This is a genomic window from Enterococcus gallinarum (assembly GCF_021496385.1).
Taxonomy (GTDB): Bacteria; Bacillota; Bacilli; order Lactobacillales; family Enterococcaceae; genus Enterococcus_D; species Enterococcus_D gallinarum.
The window spans coordinates 2,932,804-2,947,292 of record NZ_CP050816.1 but is presented as its reverse complement, the minus strand read 5'-3'; the positions used below and the strand labels follow the sequence as shown (position 1 = coordinate 2,947,292).

Below are 14,489 nucleotides of genomic sequence, written 5' to 3'. Positions count from 1 at the left end.
AAGAAGTGTGGGAACAATCGAGAAGAAAACATGTGAAGATTACTTGTCCACAAAGTGGTCTGGAGGACAGACTACAGAACTGTTAGTGGAACCTGATTCAAGTAGCTTAGCTAAACGAGATTTTGATTTCCGTCTCTCAACTGCGACAGTGACTATGAATACCGTGGAATTTTCTGACTTTACTGGTTATCAACGAATCCTTATGTCTTTGGATAATCCAGTTAGATTAGGGCAATTAGGTTCTTGGATTAGCCTAAATGCTTTTGAGCCCCACCATTTCGATGGTAAATTAAAAACAACGTGTCAGGGTGAGTGTCAAGATTTTAATGTTATTTTTAAAGACGATTACGACGTCTTTGTTCAGGCGCTTAAAGGAAATGAGATGCATTTTATTAAACCGCAGACTATTGCTGTCATTTATGCATTGGAGAATCTTTCAATAGTGCTTCTGGGCGATAGAACACAGCGACAAATGTTGCAAAAAAATGAAATGCTGGTTATAAAAGATGAAACATTTATACAAGTGGAATCTAGTTCATCAGAGAAACAGAATCTTTCAAACAACAGGATTGCTGTTTTGACAAAAATAAAAAAACAGAGTAGAAGATAGAGCGTTAAGTGCTATAAGGATGGGATGTTGCCTTTTAGACGAAGAAACAAATTTCACGATTCTATCTTTGCATTCGCTGCATAAATTAATTGTGTAGCAGCTCTATTAAAGGAGATGCTAAGAATGAAGAAAAAAATCGACGCACATATTATCGCAACAATGGGATTACTGATTGGATTAATGGTCGTTTTGTCTCAAGTATTAGGGTTTGAAACCCAGCTGTTGAAAATTACCTTTGATTTTGTTCCAGAAGTGGTTATGGCTAGTTTATTTGGCCCTTGGTGGACAGCAATTGGTGCTTCAATTGCTGATATTATCGGGAATACTCTTTTAGGGAAAGCTCCTTTTTTCATTGGCTTTACACTGAATTCATTCATTGCAGGTTTGCTTTATGGCTACTTTTTTTATAAAAAGCCCATTACAATAAAAAATTCTTTTCTATGTGTTCTTTGCAATACATTAATTATCAGTTTGTGTCTGACACCAATTTGGTTGTCGATGATGTATGCAATTCCTTTGACCGATACGAAACTTTGGGGAATACGTATCGTCAAAGCGGTGATCATGCTACCTGTACAAACAGCCATGATCGTATTCTTTGGTCATGCGATTCCTTTGAAACGCTTCGCTCGTAATGTTTTCTAAACGAACTAACAATTCTATTGGGGATGATAAGAATGTTTAAAACAGGAGATGAAGCAGTACGCTGGATTCATTCGCGCAAAAAATTTGGATCGCGGCCTGGTTTGATACGAGTCAACGAGCTACTGAAGCTGTGCGGTCATCCCGAAAAGAATACTATCGGGATTCACATCGCAGGAACAAATGGAAAAGGTTCGACGGTAACTTACTTGCGTTGTTTATTAGAAATGCAGAAGCTAGCAGTGGGTACATTTACTTCGCCGTACATTGAAAGTTTTTATGAACGTATTTCGATTAATGGGAAAGCAATCTCCGCAGAAGAATTTGTCCAGCTAGCAAATGAATTTCGCCCTCTGGTAGATAGTATGGATGAGGATACACGCTATCAGGGAATAACAGAATTTGAGATATTGACTGCAATGGCCTTTTCTTATTTTCAAAAGCACGCAGACATCGCAATTTTCGAGGCAGGTATCGGGGGGAAATGGGACAGTACGAATGTTTTTATACCAATTTTAACTGCTATTACTACGATTGGATTAGATCATACAGATATATTAGGCGAAACTGAGGAAGAAATTGCCTTGCAAAAAGCTGGCATTATCAAAAAAAACATACCTATTGTTACAGGAAACATTTCGCAAAATGCAGTGAAAATAATTGAAGAAGTCGCTTCTAAAAAAAATGCGCCACTCTCTAAGAAAAATACCTCTTACCAAGTTCACTATGTGAGGCAAAGCCCTGAAAGTCATAGTCCTAAGGATTCTATAAGTGGAGAAATGTTTCACTTCGAAAATGAAGACTTTCAATTTTTAAATCTTAGAATTCCTTTATGTGGAAAATACCAAGTGGAAAATGCAGCAACTGCCCTTCAACTTTTTTTGCTTTATTGTCAGCAGCAAAACAAAGCGATACAAAAAGAGAGCATACAGAAAGCTTTAGAAAAAGCGCGATGGCCAGGTCGTATGGAGAAAATCAGTTCACAACCGACGATCATTATCGATGGGGCACACAATCCACATGCCATAAAAGAATTTGTTGATACAGTTACAGAAAAATTTCAACAAGGAAAGAAATATATTTTGTTTTCAGCGCTAACAACCAAAAATAGTAGGAAAATGATCCGACAGATGCAGCAAATCCCTAATAATTGCCTTATAATAACCACATTCGATTACCCGAAAGCGTTGAAAAAAGAAGATCTTGTTCGAGAAAATAGCCAATTTAAATATTATCAAGAGTGGCAACAAGGTATTAAGGAGATTGTTGCTAAAATGGGATCGAAAGATACTCTTTTTATTACTGGTTCATTATATTTTGTATCGCAAGTTCGCACATATTTATTAGATGATAGGAGATGTTTAGAAGGTATCTGAAGGAATCATCTGATCCATTAATCAACGTGTGTGAAGAAACCAGAGAAGCAATATAAGAATAAATATGAAAGAAACAGTAGAATGGTTAGAAATGACATACTTCAGTTTTTCCATCTTTGGAAAGCCTGAAGTATGTCACTTTTTTGCGAATGCTTTTATTTTTTCTAAAAACTATTTAATGAGGTACCCTTTTCTTAATTTCTTAAGAAGTGAAAAAGCATCTTGTGAGAAAAGAAACTTTTCATTATACTTCAAGTAATTGAAAACAAAAGGTGGGTTTTTCCCGTGAAAGAGCATAAAAAAATAGCAGCAATTCGGGTAGCGTTAGCTGTCGGTTTGACACTGATTGTGATTGGGCTAGTCATCTGGTTCATCATTGGCTTTTCTGTAGGACGAGCGGTCAGTTCGAGTGGTTCAAAATCATCAACTGTAGAGACTTCTCAAGTAAACCAATCCGCTATCAAAGAACAGCCCGTTACTTATTTTAATCAATTTCTGCCCTTTGAAAGCGAATTTAACTATGATCCGAATACACAAGGATTTAATTTATTTTATGATTTGATGCGCTATTTTTCTTCTGTGAAGGTGCAAGAAGATGTACGGATCGATTCTTACAGTGTGAGTGGTGCAACCTATCAAGATGGGCTGCTGACGGTAAAATTTACTGTGTGGCCCAAGTCCATCAATCGTGAGACAATGACATCTTATTGGGGTAAAGTTTCCGATGACGGTTCTGTGCGGGATATTTGTTGGCAAGTTAAGGTTGCTACGACTGCTCAAGGGGACAAAGCGATCACGAATGTAGATGCGGGAGATCTAAGTGCGATCACCGATAAGAACAATCAAATGACCACCTCAAAGGAAACGAATCAGACGATTGCGTATAAAACAGAAATTGGTAAGAGTCAATTGAAATTAACTTATGATAGCTGGAAACATCAAATCATTCTGCCCTATCCGTTAGATGATTTTTTTGGCGGCGAGTATAGTGGCGACAAACAAGCGCTGATCGCTGGCAGCTATATTTTGACTCCTGAACGGACTGGATTTATTCGAACGGAATATGCTAGTGAGGGCAGTCCAACTCAAAATGTCTATTATACTTATACGGAAAATCAAGGAAATACGTGGAAGAATGTTGCTCTGGCAGAGCAGACAGCAGCTGTACGTTTTCGCAAATTGACATTTGGCCAAGACGGTTTTGGTTACATTTTCTTATCGGGTGGCCGCGTAATGGGGCAGGAAGGCTATCTCTCATATGTGACCCAAGATGGTGGCAAAACTTGGCAGGAAAAGCAAGTGGCTAAGGGAATCAGCCGACTCTTGACGGACGCATGCTACCTCAACGAGAATGTTGGCTTTATGAGTTTCGGCGGAGTAACGCCAACAGAACCAAGCCTCTATGTGACGACAGACGGAGGAAACACATGGCTGGAAGCTGCTTTTGAAATGCCTGATGAATGGAAGAAGGTTTTCGTGGTTGCTGAAGCACCTTATCTAGAAGATGGAAAGTTAAAAGTTATGGTCAATCAAGGTCCCATGGGGGATTACAAAGGTGGTACAGTCAAAGGTGTATTTACCTCAGAAGACAATGGCATGACGTGGACGTATGTCTCTGAAATAGATTCATCGACTGATGAAGGCTAAGCTCGATTAAATTTTGTTTAAAAGTCAGCGACAAAAACTGTAGAAGATCACTATAGATGTTCTCAAAAGAATTGCAAGAAATTTTTTTTGTGATAGACTATGGCTAATCTTGCATTAGTGCGAGTCTAAATAAAATGTAGAGTGAGGGAGTAACGTGGCAACGAACAAGGTGATCCTTACTGGGAAAATTAATGAGATGCCCAGTCGAGAACAACTGGCTTCTGCAGCAGCAAATAATACGTGTGTACGGTTTAACTTAGCAGTCGCTGCACAGTGGCAAACAAGCGAACAGTTGCAAACAGAATGGTTTGCTTGTGTTATCAACGGCAAGCAAGCAGAAACTTTTTTGCGGTATACCCAGAAAGGTGCAAGTGTTAAAATCAATGGACATTTGCATATGTGTCCTTTTGAAACCAAGGAAGGACAATCTGTCTATGGTGCCGAAGTTGTAGTAGATAGTTTCCAATTGCTGGAATTGCCGCCAGAATCTCTACAAGAAACCGTCGAATCGATCGCTCAGCCTGCGGTCTCACCTAATCGTCGTCAGGAAGCTTCTGATACGGATACATTGAAAAATCAAGTATTGGAATTTTTGAAGGATGAACATTTTATTTAAGACCTAAAAGGATGTTCCCCATTTCTTCATCTTCTGAACTGGTATCGGACATCCTATTTCAAAAAAAGCGCGGCAAAAAAGAGACGAAAATGACCTTCATAAGCCTGTTCAAACGAGTAATAGTTTGTCGATTATTAAAATAGTAAAGAACAAAGTGTTGAAAAACGAAACTTTTTTAAGAAAAGACTTCCCATGCAGGAAGTCTTTTTTTGGAAGCAGATTTCTTTGTGGGCGGATTATGAAAAACTTTTTTTTGTGCCAAATAATGGCGTCCTTTGTCTTGACAGACTAAGGATTATCAAGACAAAAGAGAAAAAAGAACAAGAAGAATTATTACAGAATGGGAAAAGAATAAAGGGTCTTTTTTTATCATTAAGTGATGAAAAGGACTATAAGAAAGTCAATCATTTTAAAAAAAAATTAATAAAAATTCTTGCAAATTCTCATAGTTATCTGTAAAGTGTTACTTGTAGTCAGCAAATAAAAAAAGAAGGAGGGATTACGATGCAAAACGTTACAGCAAAATTCGCAAACAACAAAATAGTAGTTAATCCCTTATTCGGTAATCCGTTAGTACACAGATAGTGTCGATATTTTTTGACGTTATGCTCTGTCCTTTTTCCGAAAGGGCAGAGCTTTTTTGTGTACTTTTTTAGATTGAGAGGGAAGAAAATGAAATATATTTTACAACAATTAACGACGTATTTTAAAGCGCATAAATTGCGTTATGCAATCGTATTTATTTTTATGGTTATTGCCAGTGCGATGTATGTAGCACCGATCTATATTTTGCGCTTATTCATTGATGCACTGATTCAAGATGACTTTACGATGGCAATTTTGATTCGCTATGTCAGCTTGTTTGCCGGTGCGATACTTTTAGGCTATATTGCAGAATTTATTTGGACATTTAATTTATTTATCGGATCATACGATTTGCAAAAGCAATTGCGTCAGCAATTGATGAAGCATTTCTTAAACATGGGGGCTCCCTTTTATCATCGGTTTCGAACGGGAGACTTAATGACTCGTTCTAGTGACGATGTTCAAGTCATGGGAATGACCGTAGGCTATGGGTTGATGGTTTTCTTGAATACGAGTCTCTATTTGAGTTTTATCGTTGCCATGATGGCGATTACAGTCTCTTGGGTATTGACAATCATTGCACTGATTCCTATGCCCCTCTTGGCGTACTACATTTTCAAATGGGGTTCGCAAGTAGATAAAGCTTTTACCGAAGCACAAAACTCTGTTTCAGAGATGAATAGTGAAGTGTTGGAGATCATCGATGGTATCCGAGTGGTACGGGCATTCGGCTTAGAAGCAGCAACGACGCAGCAATTTCAGCAAAAAACAACAGAAACTCGTGAAAAAAACGACATCGTTTCCGAGATTGATTCCCGTTTTGGGCCGCTGATTACAATCATTTTGGCGATTAGTTTTGTGATGAGTTTCGGGATTGGGGCTTTCCTAGTAGCCAATCAACAAATCACTATTGGTGCGATGGTATCTTTCCAAGTCTATCTAACGATGGTGGTTTGGCCGATGATTTCAGCAGGAGATCTGGTAAATGTGATGCAGCAAGGGGCTGCTTCTTGGCGTCGGATCAATGAAGTATTGCAGACTGGCGATCAGCTAGAATCTACAGGACAACAACTTGTACCGATGATCCAAACAATTGAATTCTCTGAGTACAGTTTCAAATATCCGAATACGGAACGATTTGTCTTACAAGACGTTGATCTGACTATTACCAAAGGAGAAGTGTTGGGGATCGTCGGCAAAACAGGTAGTGGTAAGACTTCCTTGCTACGTCAGTTCGGACATCGGTACCCGTATTCAAATCAAATGCCAATGATCAATGGGCAGCCTTTGACTGCTTTTCAGACAGAAGAGATTCGTCGTCACTTTGCGGAAGTTCCGCAAGAGCATACGTTGTTTTCACGAACGATTCGCGAAAACCTATTGTTCGGGGATCCAGGAGCATCCGAAGAACGCTTATGGCAAGCGTTATCACTCGCATGTTTCGCTGAAGACATCAAACGGATGCCAGAAGGTCTTGAAACATTAGTCGGTGAAAAGGGAGTTTCTTTATCAGGGGGTCAAAAGCAACGTTTGTCGCTAGCACGGGCCTTTCTGCGAAGGAGTGATGTACTGTTGCTGGATGATGCTTTGTCAGCTGTCGATGCAAAAACAGAGCAAACGATCATCGCAAACCTTAAAGCAATGACAGATGCACCGACTTCGATCATCGTGACCCACCGCTTATCCGCCATCACGGACGCCGATCAAGTGATCGTTTTGGAAGATGGGCATGTTATCCAAAGAGGGACCCATCAGGAGCTGATCGCAGTTCCTGGATGGTACCAAGAGCAATATTATCATCAACAGTTAAAGGAGGACGATCAAGATGTTCTCAACGATTAAGCGCCTGCTGTCTTATGTAGGCTATTACAAAAAACAATTTTCGATCGGTGCAGTATTGCTACTGCTAGGTGCTGCACTGGAATTGACATCACCGCTGATTGCCAAACGATTGATTGACGGCGTCATGACTCCATCGGTTGAGACAGGGAATTTGAATATCCTTTTCTTGATCCAATTATTAGCGGGTTACTTGCTGATCAATTTGATTGGCTCGCTCTTTCGTTATATCAGCTTGCTGCAGCTGCGTAAAATGTCAAATCGCATTGTGAAGAAAATGCGGGACCAGCTTTTTGACCATATGCATCAATTGCCCGTTTCTTATTTTGATCAGATTCCTGCTGGGAAAGTAGTCGCGCGAATCACGAATGACACGGAAGTTTTGCGCTCCAATTTCTATGTGATCGTCATCAGTAATTTGATGAGCAATATCATTCAAATCATTGGGGCTTTCTTGGCACTCTTTTTCCTGAATCATACTCTAGGATTGGCTATGCTTATTCTGATTCCGATTCTGGGTATTTGGCAACATGTCTATACGAAGTATGCTTCCCGTTATAATATTGCCATGCGGGAATATATTTCTCAAATCAGTGGTCAGTTAAATGAATTTGTTCAAGGAATGGCAGTTATTCAGGCCTTTCAGAGAGAAGGCCAACTGCAGAAAGAATTCAATGAAACCGTCGAGAAATGGTTTCAGACAGGTCGAAAGTATCTGTTATTGGATTCGAGTATTGCCTGGGGATTGGGCAATCTTTTGCGGAATTCAACGATCCTGATTCTGATCACGACATTATCGGCATTCTTCTTGGATGGTCGGCTCGCTATCTCCGCAGGTTTGCTTTATGCCTTTATTGATTATATCAATCGACTCTATGACCCAATCGAAGGTCTGGTCCAAACGATCACCAATGTTCAGCAATCGCTAGCTGCTGGCAAACGAGTCTTCGAGTTTGCTGATCAGCCAATTGAAAAACAGCAAGAAGCAGTTATTGCGATCAAAGAAGGAAATGTTTCTTTCAATCAAGTAACCTTTGGATATGACCCAGAGCAAGCTGTTTTACATGAGATTGATTTTCAAGTATCTGCAGGTGAAACAGTCGCATTAGTAGGGCATACAGGATCTGGGAAATCCAGTATCTTGAACTTACTCTTCCGTTTTTATGACCCTCAAGCAGGGACTATCACGATCGATGATCAAGTGATCGAAGCATTTGACCGTCACAGCGTTCGTCGTTCGATGGCGATCGTGATGCAAGATCCCTATCTGTTTACAGGAACGATTGCCAGCAATATCGGTATGAATGATCCGTCAATCACAGAAGAGATGATCCTATCCGCATTAGAACAAGTTGGTGCCGGTTACCTGCTGACGCGTTACCCGAAAGGTATCCATCATCCCGTCGTAGAAAAGGGCAATGAGTTTTCCAGTGGCGAACGTCAATTGATCAGCTTTGCCCGTGCTTTGGTATTTGATCCAAAAATCTTGATTCTAGATGAAGCAACGAGTCACGTTGATACCGAAACGGAGTCAATCATTCAAAAAGCAATGACAGTCTTGCAAAAAGGACGGACCACTTTTATGATCGCTCACCGCTTATCAACGATTAAGCAAGCTGAGCAAATCCTAGTCTTAGATCAAGGTAGAATCGTTGAACGGGGCAATCATGCCAGTCTGGTACAAGCTGGGGGAATCTATCAGCAAATGTACCAAATGCAGTCAGAGCAACTTTGATTCATCAAGGATAAGACTCACTTTTTTAATAAGATAGAAGAAGCGTCAAGCCTAGGAATTTCCTTGTTTGCTTGACGCTTTTTTAGAGCAGTCTTTACTAACCGCTAATCGGTCAATGGCTGGATGTCACTGAGTTTGGCTACGCCGTAGTTGCCCCCTTCTAAAAGTTCGACAGTCGCTGTATTGCTCAGTAAGCGAATGATCTTGATCTTTTGTAAGGTAGGTTGTCCGATTACTTTCGCTAAATAGAATTTACTTGTACAAAGTTCTTCTTTTTTCATAAGCTTCACCTTCTTTTTTAGAGTTATACCATAGAAGTCCTTTTACAAGGAAGGCGTTTCACAAAACATTCAAACTTTTTTCGTAATTTGACAATAGCTGTCTTTATCCTATCCTCTTAAATCAAGACTTACCTGCACAGAAAGAGGGGAAAGAGGAAAAGGACAGCTAACGTTTGTAAAAAGAAAAAATCTGCCGTAGAATGAGAAAAAATAAGCGAAATGAGATGATTGGATGAAAGTTCTTTTAGTGGGACATACCGGAACGTTAGGGAAAATTTTGCTGGCTGGTTTACAAGACAAATCTGTTGAGGTTATCACGGCGAGTCGAAGTGCAGGGGACTACCGGGTTGAGATTGCTGATCCAGAAAGTATTCGGACGCTGTTTGCAGAGATCGGTACTGTAGATGCTATTATTTCCGCAGCGGGTAGTACCGTCTTCAAACCTTTTGCGGAGTTGACACCGGAAGAAAATCAGCGCTCCATTGACAGCAAGCTGCAAGGCCAAGTCAATCTAGTGTTGATCGGACAGCATTATTTAACGGAGGGCGGCAGTATCACGTTGACCTCAGGCATCATTCAAGACGAGTTTATTCCGATGGGTACTTCTTCGGCATTGGTGAATGGCGCAATCGGTGCTTTTGTTGCTTCAGCGGCGTTAGAAATTGGTCGTGGCATTCGTATCAATGCGGTCAGTCCGAATGCGCTGGCAGGCTCTTGGGAGACCTATGCTCCCTCATTCCAAGGCTTTCTGCCTGTCGCGGATGAAAAAGTTTTTGCTGCCTATGAAAAATCAGTTTTTGGTATCATGACAGGACGGACTTTTACTGTTTATTAAAGCCGTCACTCGCTAAAAAAAGCCGTCAGAAGAAGCAAATTCTTCTGGCGGCGTTTTGGTTTACGAAACAGGTTGTGGGTGAATATCAGGCATCGTTTGGAGTAGATAGTTTCTTGCGAAAGTCACATCCGTGATCCAAGGCAAAACATCTGCCTTCGGCAACAAAACAGGCATCCGATCATGGATTGGTGCAATCGTTGCATTGGGCTTGGTCGTCAAAATAATGGATTCATCTTCCGAACCGCTGGCAGTAGAATGGTTCCGATAGAAACCAGCAAGGTAGAGGGGCTCCGAGGAGTCAAAGAGAAACTTGTGCTTATCGCTATCCCACTCATAAAAGCCAGACATTGGAAAGGCACAGCGTTTTTCCAGAAATGGCTTCTTGAAAGTACGTTTTTCTTCTACGGTTTCTGCTCGGGCATTGATTAAAAGTTGGCCTTTTTTGAAACCAGTAAAGCCCCAATGGGTTAGGATCGGTACGATTTGCTGCGAGTCATCGGCAATCAGCGTGACGACCTGGTTGGAAGGGAAAACTTCATCAACAGCGATTTTTTTGTTTTGTTCTTTGGCTATCGTGACTAGTTCTTGATAATAATCAGACAGCTCACCTGTCCTTGGATCAAATAAATATCTCCCACACATGGTGTTTCCTCCTTTTTAGCAATGCTGTGAATTCCGGCTGGTCTACAGATTCAATTTATCAGCAAAAGAGATAGGCGTATAGCAAAATGCTTAGCAGCCATCCTATTTTGGACGAACTGCTTTGCCTTGAGGTTCGTTTGAGATACCATCCATTCCACCGGCATGACCACCAACGAGATTCGCCCGTGCAATCGCTCGTCCGCCTTCTAATTTACTGGCAGCATGAACGATTGAAGTAAATCCATATTTGGCGCGAATTTTATCGATCAGTAAATCAAGCTTTCGCTGTTTTAGTTGTTCTTCCGGATCTTGGAACAAATCGAGCTGAACGCTTTGGGTAAAAACCAGTCTCGAATAAGTGATCCCCACATGACGAACCACTTGTCCTGTGTAGTATTTGCGAAATAAGAACAGTGCGTGAGCAATCAATAGTTTGGTGTTATCTGTCGCAGGGATTTTCATTTGGTGGGCAAAGCCCTTCTGTGTCTCTCCAAAAGCTGTTCCAATATAGAGATGGATACATTGTGTTTGGCAGCCTTCACGGCGGATTCGGGCGGCGACTTGTTCTGCCATTTCTTTGATAACTAATTCGATCTCGCTCTGCAAGTAATAATTTCGATTTAAGACTTGATTATTGCCATAACTTTTTTCCATTGTCTTTGGGGCTGGTTCTGCTAAAATCGTTCGATCGATCCCGTTGGCATGGTGGTATAATTGTTCCCCAATGATGCCCATACGGCTGCGCAAAAAATCTGGATCAGCATGAGCCAATGCTTTGATCGATTCGATCCCCAACTGAGTCAATCGTTTTTGGGTTCGAGAACCAATCCCCCAAAAATCAGTCATCTGCGAAATTCCCCATACTTTGCTTTCCACATCTTGATATGTCCATTCGGCAATGAAGGTGGGATTTTTCTTTGCTTCGGTATCGAGGGCCAATTTAGCAAGAAGAGGATTATCACCGATCCCGACAGTTACCCGCAGTCCAGTCGCTTTGAAGACATGGGCTTTGATTTTTTCTGCCATTTTGTGCCGCTTCTCGCTTCTAGAAAGAGAAGGATCAGGAAAAAATAAATGCAACGTTTGCGTCACATCCATCAGCGACTCATCAATTGAATAGAGTAAGAGATCTTCATCCGCCACATAGTTCCGATAAACGTTGTTGACTGTCAAATTTTCTTTGATATATAGATTCATGCGAGGTGAAACTTTATATAGATCCGGGTGGTTGGGCAAGTTGTCAGCACGAGTGACATTGGTGATCCCCAGAACAGTTTTCGCCATTGGCGAAGCTGCCAAGACTAATCCGTTTCCTGTGTTATCTGAATGAGACATGACTACTAGCAAGGCAGTCAAAGGATCTAGCCCTCTCTGGACACATTCGACAGATGCATAGAAAGATTTTACATCAATGAACAAAATATCCCGTAACGGTTCTTCTTCATAATTAAATCTCCCCATCAAAAACGCCTCCCTAGTTGTATAATACAAACATATGTTCTCTTTTGTAAAGCGAACACACCTTAAAACTTTTGATTTTTGTAAAATCATCGCGGCAATTAAAAACAGCTGCAACAAAAAAAGCCCTTGAGAAGGGCTTTAATGACATAAAAGCAGAACAGAAGCTGGCGCTAATAATCACGCGATGAGCTATCCTGTAATTTTTTTCATTGCAGAAAAACAAGAGGGAATTTCCGTGACAAACTAAAGTGAGTTTCGGCTGATGACGACAAACAATAGCTGGTTTTTTATTGTACTTTTCGTCAAACCTTCATTCTTTTTCGTTATAATAAAGGTATAGTGAATGAACGAACAAAAGGCTTAGATAAGTAATGCAAGCGATTACTGAACGTTGCCGCTATCTACTGGAATCCCTAGTGTAAAGGTCGTTCCATAGACGGTGCTTTTTACTTGTAAGATCCAATCGTTTTTCTTAGCAATCGATGAGACGATGAATAAGCCGAGACCAGTTCCATTGGACTCTGTCTTCGTTGTGAAAAAAGGCGTGAACATTTTACTTTCTATTTCTTTCGGGATCCCTGGACCATTATCTGTCACGGTAAGTTGCGCAAAATGTTTGTCGCAATAAGCAAGTGAATGGTTTTGGAATGCTGTCAACTGCTTATCTGCTGCTGCACTAAGTCTGACTTGGATGTGCGGGTTTTCTGGCTGAGCCTGATAAGCATTGGTGATCAAATTGTATAAAATAACTTGTAAGTCACTGGCTTCAATGAGTGCAGTGCCCACAAAAGAAGCTTGATAGGTCAATGTGACTTTCTTTGGTACGAGTACGCGCATGGTGTCAATGGCTTCTGATACCACTTCTTCGATCGAGAGGGATTCTTTCGTTTTGATTCCAGTCTTAGTAAAGCGCAATACATTCGTAGATAGGTTTTGGCCTTTTTGCGCTGCTTGGTAGACTTCATTTAGATCAGCAACGAGCGCTTCGTTTGACTGGTATTCTTCAATCAACAGTTGCAGATTTCCGATCATCGGAGTAAGAAAATTATTCATGTCATGAACAATGGTAGTGGTTAGCAGACCTACTGTTTCCAATTGCGATTTTTGCATCATTGATTTTTCAAGGGCATGCTTTTCCTTCAAAAAATTTTGCCGTTCAACTAAACGCAGATTTTCGATATAGGTCCGGTTTTGGCGATTGTAATGACTAAAACTGACTGCTAAAAGAATGATGATTGCTAAGAGAATGGTCAGTAAGCCAAGTATGATCAGATTTTTTTGCAGTGCGAGTCCATTTCGTTCATAAAAGTCCGATGAACTGGCAACGATCCAGCGTGCATCCCCAACCGTAATCCATTCATAGGCTGAGATTTTTAAAACTTTTTTGGGGTCTTCTTCTGTCCACCAGTAAGAATTGTAGCTTAATGTTCCTTTTTCATTGGTCTTTTGGACATCTTCTAAATGAGCCAAATCGCTGTAGTCGAGGTCAGGATATTTCAGCTTTCGCCCATTGATGATGTCTAATCCGATTTGTTCGGTGGAAGGGTGCATGAGCACTTTCATTTCTTCATTTTTGACCATCGTATAGCCATTTTGGTTTTCTGTTGTGTCAATCTCTTGCTGATATAGCTCTTCAAGATTGATTGGCAGAACCAAGATAGATTGAAGCACATGATGCTTGTCATAGACCGGTCGATATAAATTGACATAAGACGTATCATCAGCAAAGTAAGCTTCGCCGTTTTGAAGAACCGACCCCTTTAAAGCTTTGAGATAAAGGGGATCTTGATCAAAAGCCGTGACTTTGACAGGTTCTTTAACAAATTGGTCAGCATGGATGTCTTTGCCAGAAAGGAGAGTGCCCGTTGGTGAAACAAGATATAATCCGGCGGCAGCCGAGGTCTTGAATAGGAGACTGTTGTCCAACTGAGTGTCTTCGATCAGTTCATGGTAATTTTTTTCATTAAAAATATTCGAAGCATAATCTTCCAGTGCTAAAGTGTAAGATTTGATTTCCAATCGCAATATTTTGATTACAGAGTCATTGATTTTGGCTAGTTGATTCTCCCCCATTTTTAACGCATGTTTTTGTGTCTGCTGATAGCTGTTTGCTGTGATGACCATTCCTAATACAGTCAAAAAGAGGACGGTCATCATTCCTAGAACAAGCAATCTGCTTGAAGGCTTTTTCATAAAAAACGCTCCCTTTAATAATTTGAT

The 14,489-nt window shown here is 40.7% G+C and carries 13 protein-coding genes and 1 riboswitch; of the genes, 9 read left to right on the top strand and 4 right to left on the bottom strand.

Annotation, left to right across the window (positions count from 1 at the left end; genetic code table 11):
* The first annotated feature begins 7 nt into the window (after nucleotides 1–7).
* From HED61_RS14355 to HED61_RS14320, 8 genes are all read left to right on the top strand, one after another.
* On the top strand, nucleotides 8–610 hold the full coding sequence (locus tag HED61_RS14355) for a HutD family protein (RefSeq protein WP_138371116.1): 603 nt from the start codon (nucleotides 8–10) through the stop codon (nucleotides 608–610).
* Nucleotides 594–691: riboswitch (THF riboswitch) on the top strand. It overlaps the preceding gene by 17 nt.
* 42 nt (nucleotides 692–733) lie before the next feature.
* Nucleotides 734–1,255 carry a folate family ECF transporter S component gene (locus HED61_RS14350; protein WP_029486503.1) on the top strand — a complete coding sequence of 174 codons (522 nt, stop codon included), beginning with the start codon at nucleotides 734–736 and terminating at the stop codon, nucleotides 1,253–1,255.
* A gap of 23 nt (nucleotides 1,256–1,278) precedes the next feature.
* Nucleotides 1,279–2,628, top strand: coding sequence for a bifunctional folylpolyglutamate synthase/dihydrofolate synthase (locus tag HED61_RS14345; protein ID WP_369915089.1), 1,350 nt, complete (start codon nucleotides 1,279–1,281; stop codon nucleotides 2,626–2,628).
* A gap of 285 nt (nucleotides 2,629–2,913) precedes the next feature.
* Nucleotides 2,914–4,275 carry a WD40/YVTN/BNR-like repeat-containing protein gene (locus tag HED61_RS14340; protein ID WP_219645169.1) on the top strand — a complete coding sequence of 454 codons (1,362 nt, stop codon included), beginning with the start codon at nucleotides 2,914–2,916 and terminating at the stop codon, nucleotides 4,273–4,275.
* Nucleotides 4,276–4,429: 154 nt separating this feature from the next.
* Complete coding sequence (locus HED61_RS14335) at nucleotides 4,430–4,891, top strand: single-stranded DNA-binding protein (RefSeq protein WP_003125737.1); 462 nt, start codon at nucleotides 4,430–4,432, stop codon at nucleotides 4,889–4,891.
* Between the two features lie 192 nt (nucleotides 4,892–5,083).
* Nucleotides 5,084–5,350 (top strand): hypothetical protein, encoded by a 267-nt coding sequence (locus tag HED61_RS14330; protein WP_219645170.1) that lies wholly within the window; start codon nucleotides 5,084–5,086, stop codon nucleotides 5,348–5,350.
* A gap of 213 nt (nucleotides 5,351–5,563) precedes the next feature.
* Entirely contained in the window at nucleotides 5,564–7,318 is a 1,755-nt protein-coding gene (locus HED61_RS14325) for an ABC transporter ATP-binding protein (protein WP_176332976.1), read from the top strand.
* Entirely contained in the window at nucleotides 7,302–9,050 is a 1,749-nt protein-coding gene (locus tag HED61_RS14320) for an ABC transporter ATP-binding protein (RefSeq protein ID WP_103301014.1), read from the top strand. The genes HED61_RS14325 and HED61_RS14320 overlap by 17 nt, the downstream gene beginning before the upstream one ends.
* A gap of 104 nt (nucleotides 9,051–9,154) precedes the next feature.
* Here the strand turns inward: HED61_RS14320 and HED61_RS14315 are convergent, their stop codons facing one another.
* Complete coding sequence (locus tag HED61_RS14315) at nucleotides 9,155–9,331, bottom strand: hypothetical protein (protein WP_167757172.1); 177 nt, start codon at nucleotides 9,329–9,331, stop codon at nucleotides 9,155–9,157.
* 232 nt (nucleotides 9,332–9,563) lie between these two features.
* Here HED61_RS14315 and HED61_RS14310 point away from each other — a divergent pair, with 232 nt between their 5' ends.
* Nucleotides 9,564–10,166, top strand: coding sequence for a short chain dehydrogenase (locus HED61_RS14310; protein ID WP_060814500.1), 603 nt, complete (start codon nucleotides 9,564–9,566; stop codon nucleotides 10,164–10,166).
* Nucleotides 10,167–10,226: 60 nt separating this feature from the next.
* Here the strand turns inward: HED61_RS14310 and HED61_RS14305 are convergent, their stop codons facing one another.
* From HED61_RS14305 to HED61_RS14295, 3 genes are all read right to left on the bottom strand, one after another.
* The gene (locus HED61_RS14305) at nucleotides 10,227–10,808 is read right to left on the bottom strand and encodes an SOS response-associated peptidase (RefSeq protein ID WP_219645171.1); all 582 of its coding nucleotides are present in this window, start codon (nucleotides 10,806–10,808) and stop codon (nucleotides 10,227–10,229) included.
* A 102-nt stretch (nucleotides 10,809–10,910) separates the two neighbouring features.
* Nucleotides 10,911–12,269: a Y-family DNA polymerase gene (locus tag HED61_RS14300; protein ID WP_156247997.1), complete on the bottom strand. Its 1,359-nt coding sequence runs from the start codon at nucleotides 12,267–12,269 to the stop codon at nucleotides 10,911–10,913.
* A gap of 381 nt (nucleotides 12,270–12,650) precedes the next feature.
* Nucleotides 12,651–14,462 carry a sensor histidine kinase gene (locus HED61_RS14295; RefSeq protein WP_176332977.1) on the bottom strand — a complete coding sequence of 604 codons (1,812 nt, stop codon included), beginning with the start codon at nucleotides 14,460–14,462 and terminating at the stop codon, nucleotides 12,651–12,653.
* Between the last annotated feature and the right edge of the window lie 27 nt (nucleotides 14,463–14,489).

Coding starts and splice junctions, on each gene's coding strand:
- HED61_RS14350 (WP_029486503.1), top strand. CDS start 734: ATGAAGAAAAAAATCGACGCACATATTATCGCAACAATGGGATTACTG.
- HED61_RS14315 (WP_167757172.1), bottom strand. CDS start 9,331: ATGAAAAAAGAAGAACTTTGTACAAGTAAATTCTATTTAGCGAAAGTA.
- HED61_RS14310 (WP_060814500.1), top strand. CDS start 9,564: ATGAAAGTTCTTTTAGTGGGACATACCGGAACGTTAGGGAAAATTTTG.
- HED61_RS14300 (WP_156247997.1), bottom strand. CDS start 12,269: ATGGGGAGATTTAATTATGAAGAAGAACCGTTACGGGATATTTTGTTC.
- HED61_RS14345 (WP_369915089.1), top strand. CDS start 1,279: ATGATAAGAATGTTTAAAACAGGAGATGAAGCAGTACGCTGGATTCAT.
- HED61_RS14325 (WP_176332976.1), top strand. CDS start 5,564: ATGAAATATATTTTACAACAATTAACGACGTATTTTAAAGCGCATAAA.
- HED61_RS14295 (WP_176332977.1), bottom strand. CDS start 14,462: ATGAAAAAGCCTTCAAGCAGATTGCTTGTTCTAGGAATGATGACCGTC.
- HED61_RS14305 (WP_219645171.1), bottom strand. CDS start 10,808: ATGTGTGGGAGATATTTATTTGATCCAAGGACAGGTGAGCTGTCTGAT.
- HED61_RS14330 (WP_219645170.1), top strand. CDS start 5,084: ATGCAGGAAGTCTTTTTTTGGAAGCAGATTTCTTTGTGGGCGGATTAT.
- HED61_RS14320 (WP_103301014.1), top strand. CDS start 7,302: ATGTTCTCAACGATTAAGCGCCTGCTGTCTTATGTAGGCTATTACAAA.